The sequence below is a fragment of the Protofrankia symbiont of Coriaria myrtifolia genome, from assembly GCF_900634755.1.
In the GTDB taxonomy this organism is placed as follows: Bacteria; Actinomycetota; Actinomycetes; order Frankiales; family Frankiaceae; genus Protofrankia; species Protofrankia coriariae.
Map to the genome: position 1 here is coordinate 1 of NZ_CAAAFS010000125.1, position 4,114 is coordinate 4,114.

A 4,114-nucleotide genomic window follows, 5' to 3' on the forward strand; every position below is an offset into this window, starting at 1 on the left:
CGCCCCACCCGACGTCGGGTGGGGCGACGTCGGGTGGGGCGACGTCAGGTGGGGCGACGCCGTACGGGCCGGGTGTTGACCGGCGGGCCGGAGAGTCTGCCACGGCGTCGGGAACTGTACTGCTTCAGTGCTCGTTCATAAGTATGAGTCTGCTAGACTCAACAACACTGAGATGATCCAGATCCGGTGATGTTAGCCTTCGGTTGGTAGTTGGCCGGTGCAGGGGTCGACGCTGGAAGGAAGGGAGTAGCCATGAGCACCTACCTGTGGGAGCCGTTCGCTGCCTTCGGTCGTCTGGACCGCGAGTTCCACGAGATCGTCCGGCGTAGCTGGGACGCCGCCCCCGAGCGGGCACGGATACCGCGCCTCGGCTTCGCTCCGTTGGCAGACGTGGTTACCGAGGGTAACGATGTCGTTGTCCACCTCGAGCTCCCCGGCGCCGACATCGAGAAGGACGTCACGGTCGAACTGGAGCGCGGCCGGCTGGTCATCCGCGGTGAGCGCGCCGACACCCGCGAGAGCGACAGCGGGCGTGTCGTCGTGCGGGAACGCCGGTACGGCGCCTTCCACCGCGAGTTCAACCTGCCGGAGGGAGTAGGCGCCGACCAGATCTCCGCGACCTACGACAAGGGCGTGCTGTCGGTCCGGCTCGCGGGCGCGCTCGCGCCCGCCTACGGGACGCGCATCCCGGTCAACCCGGGCGCGTCCTCGGCGCTGCCGGGCGCCGGGTCGGCTGACAGTTCGGAGAGCCACTCGGACGAGCCTGGGCACACGCCGGCGGTCGAGTCCTGAGCGGATGCCGGGCCGCTGACCGCGGGTAGTCGACCGCGGCGGCGACCTGCCGCCCGGTGGTGTCGGAACGCTCCGCGGCGCCGCCGGGCGGCCACCGCTGAACTGCCATCGCTGAACTGTCACCGGGCCGCACCGCGGGCCGGTCCTCCGTGCCCCGGCGCGGCGGTCAGTTCGCTCGGGTATCCGTGCCGCCCGCCTCCAGGGTGCCCGTATCCGCGGCATCCGGGCTGGTGACGTCCGGCTTCGTGACACCTGGGCCGGCGGTGTCGGGGCCGGCGCGATGGCGGCCTGGCGCGTTCGGTTCCGCCGCGGTTCGTCCCGCCCCCGTCCGTCCCGGGCCTCCCGGTGCGCGGCGCCGGGTGCCGGCCGCCCGCGGTGGGGACGGGGGCGGGACCATCGGGCCGATGTCGCCGTCCGGTGCCTCGTCAAGGTCGACGATCACCGGCGCGTGGTCGGAGGTGCCCGTGCCCTTGCGGGCCTGTCGGTCGACCCACACCGCGCGTACCCGGTCGACCAGGCTGTCGCTGGCGAGGAGGAGATCGATACGCATACCCATGTTCTTCGGGAACATCAGCGCCCGGTAGTCCCAGTAGGTGAAGACCTGCTCGTCCGGCCAGCGTCTGCGCATGACGTCGACCAGGCCGAGGTCGGTCAGCTCACGCAGCGCCCGCCGCTCGGCGTCGGTGACGTGCGTGGCACCGGCGAAGGCGGCGGGATCCCAGACGTCGGCATCGGTCGGAGCGATGTTGAAGTCGCCGCAGGCGATCACCGGAGCGGTCGTGAGGGCCTTCTCAACGGACGCGCGCAGCGCGGCGAGCCAGGTGAGCTTGTACGCGTAGTGCGGATCGTCGACCGCGCGCCCGTTCGGCACGTACAGCGACCAGATCCGGATGCCGCCGCAGGTCGCGGCGAGCGCCCGCGGTTCGGGCGCGGGGAAGCCCGGGCCGTCCGCGAGCCCGGCCTCGACGTCGTCGAGCCCGGCCCGTGAGAAGATCGCGACGCCGTTCCAGCGTCCGTCACCGTGGTGGGCGACACGGTAACCGCGCCGGAAGAGATCCTCGTCGAAGAGCTCGAGGAAGGCCGCGTCGGAGAGCTTGGTCTCCTGGAGGCACACGACGTCCGGCTGGGCCCGGTCCAGCCATTCGATCAGACGGGCCTGCCGCGCCTTCGCCGAGTTGATGTTCCAGGTTGCCACCCGCACACCATCCGACGTTAGTCCGTCGGCGCCGCCCCTGACGACAGTGGTACCCGCGAACCGATGGCCACGGGCCGGCGGCGCCCGGTGCCCACGGACCGGTGCGTGGGCTGCTGGCCGCTGCCGGCGGCCGGCCGCCAGGCGATCGCTACGATCGGCCGGGACATCGCCCGCGGCAGCGCCAGGAGCTGGCGGCCTGCCGAACGCCAGGAGGAAGACCGGACCATGCCCACTACGGCTTCCGACCACGCCCAGCCTCCCGGCCAGGTTCAGGCGTCCGGTCGAGCCCCGATGTTCGGCCGAACCCGGGTTCCCAGACGTACCCTGCTGGTCGGCCGGCTGGCCGCCACGGCCGCCGTCGTGGCGATGACCGTCGGCCTGGCCGGCTGCGGCGCGGTGTCCGAGGAGACCAGACAGGCCGGCACCGACACGCTCTGCTCGCAGATCGAGGCCCGGGCGGCGGACGTGCGCGCGAGCGTGGACGTGGCCCGGCTGGTCGCCCTGACGGTCCGCGATCTCGCGCCGGACGGGAACGTCCGGCAGCTCGCCGACCAGGTGTCACACAACCCCGGGGATCTCGAGCTTCGGGGGCAGCTCGCCGACTGGATCGACAACAAGTGCTCAGGGTGACCAGCGCTCACAGCGGCCGACACCTGAGGTGATCGGCAAGTACCTGCGGTAGTCACAGCGCTTGTGGCGGCCGGCGGCTGGCCGGTTTTGCCATCTTCGCGCCGGATGCCCGCGGTCGTTGATGCCCGCGGCGGTTGGGTTCGGGTTGGTTCGCGCTCGGACGAATGCCGTTGAAGCGCTGTTGAGGGCCGGGCCGCTCGTGCGACCATCAGGGCCGTGACCATACCGACCACGCCAACCACACCGGAGAGACCAACCACACCGCAGAACGCGTCCCAAGTCGAGGACCTGGTCCTGCTGGAGCAGGCCGGGCAGGAACTGGATCTTCTGTTCTTCTGGGGTCACCGGTCACCGCGCGGTGGTGGCCGCAGTGTCGGTACGGGATGCCTGAGCCAGTGGTGGCCGTCTGCATTCACCGTGAACGGGGTGCGTTACCCCACGGCCGAGCACTTCATGATGGAACGCAAGGCCCGGTTATTCGGCGATCTTGTTGCCGCGCGGGGGGTGCTCGCCACCTCCGATCCCGCCGCCGCGAAGAAGCACGGGCGGCAGGTCCGCGGTTTCGACGAGACGGTGTGGAACGAGCACTGCTTCGACATCGTGGTCCAGGGCAACGCGGCGAAGTTCTCCCAGCATCCGTCGCTGCGCAACTACCTGTTCGGCACGGGGGACCGGATCCTGGTCGAGGCGAGTCCGCTGGACCGGGTGTGGGGCATCGGCCTGGCCGCCGACGACAACCGCGCCCACCGGCCCTCGGCCTGGCCCGGCCGCAACCTGCTCGGCTTCGCCCTCATGCGGGTGCGGGCCATGCTGCGTGACGCCGCGTCACATGACTCCACATGATCACACCTCCGGCCACGAGCACGCCCGAACAGCCGCACCCGACCCACCGGATGCGTCCGCCCGTCCCCCGTTCCCCCTTGCCGGAGTGAGTACGTAAGTGGTTGCTGTGGCAGCCACTTGTTCCCTCACTGCCGTGATCGTCTTTCTTGCGCGCTCCGGGAGCGTCAGGAGAGCGTCAGGGGATTCGGAGTGCCTCCCGGGCAGGGCTGCGGTGGCGCGGCCGGGGCGTCAGAGCTGGTCGACGGCGGTGACGCGCAGGACGGCGGTGCCGGCGTCGTCGGAGGCTGCGAGGTCGACCTCGGCGCTGATGCCCCAGTCGTGGTCGCCGGCCGGGTCGGCGAATATCTGCCGCAGCGTCCAGCGGCCCGGTTCGGTGTTGATGATCAGAAGTCCGGGGCCGCGGGCGTCGGGGCCGGTGCCGATCTCGTCGTGGAGGTCGAAGTACGGCCGCAGCGCCCCCGCCCACCGGTCGGCGTCCCAGCCCGCGTCCGCGTCGAGCGCGCCGAGGTCTTCGTAGCGCCGCAGCGCGGCGAGCTCCACCCGGCGGAACAGCGCGTTGCGGACGAGCACCCGGAACGCGCGTGCGTTGGCGGTGACCGCCGGGGGCGGGGCGTCGACGCGCACGGGCGGCCCGTCCGGGGTGGGGCTGCGCAG

Annotated in this window: 4 protein-coding genes and 1 pseudogene; 3 read left to right on the forward strand and 2 right to left on the reverse strand. The window is 71.5% G+C overall.

What is annotated here, in order from left to right:
• The first annotated feature begins 252 nt into the window (after window positions 1-252).
• Complete coding sequence (locus tag CM1CMNOD_RS06835; RefSeq protein ID WP_013872937.1) at window positions 253-792, forward strand: Hsp20/alpha crystallin family protein; 540 nt, start codon at window positions 253-255, stop codon at window positions 790-792.
• A gap of 322 nt (window positions 793-1,114) precedes the next feature.
• Here the strand turns inward: CM1CMNOD_RS06835 and CM1CMNOD_RS06840 are convergent.
• Window positions 1,115-1,993: pseudogene (locus tag CM1CMNOD_RS06840) on the reverse strand (exodeoxyribonuclease III); the annotation flags it as partial.
• A 99-nt stretch (window positions 1,994-2,092) separates the two neighbouring features.
• On the opposite strand from CM1CMNOD_RS06840, the gene CM1CMNOD_RS06845 reads away from it, so the two are divergent.
• Together CM1CMNOD_RS06845 and CM1CMNOD_RS06850 are read left to right on the forward strand one after the other, a co-directional pair.
• Window positions 2,093-2,617, forward strand: a complete 525-nt coding sequence (locus tag CM1CMNOD_RS06845; protein WP_131789561.1) for a hypothetical protein — start codon at window positions 2,093-2,095, stop codon at window positions 2,615-2,617.
• Window positions 2,618-2,833: 216 nt separating this feature from the next.
• Complete coding sequence (locus CM1CMNOD_RS06850; protein ID WP_013872940.1) at window positions 2,834-3,460, forward strand: NADAR family protein; 627 nt, start codon at window positions 2,834-2,836, stop codon at window positions 3,458-3,460.
• Window positions 3,461-3,688: 228 nt separating this feature from the next.
• On the opposite strand, the gene CM1CMNOD_RS06855 is transcribed toward CM1CMNOD_RS06850, so the two are convergent.
• On the reverse strand, window positions 3,689-4,114 hold a 426-nt coding region (locus tag CM1CMNOD_RS06855), incomplete at its 5' end, for a DUF3516 domain-containing protein (protein WP_131773905.1).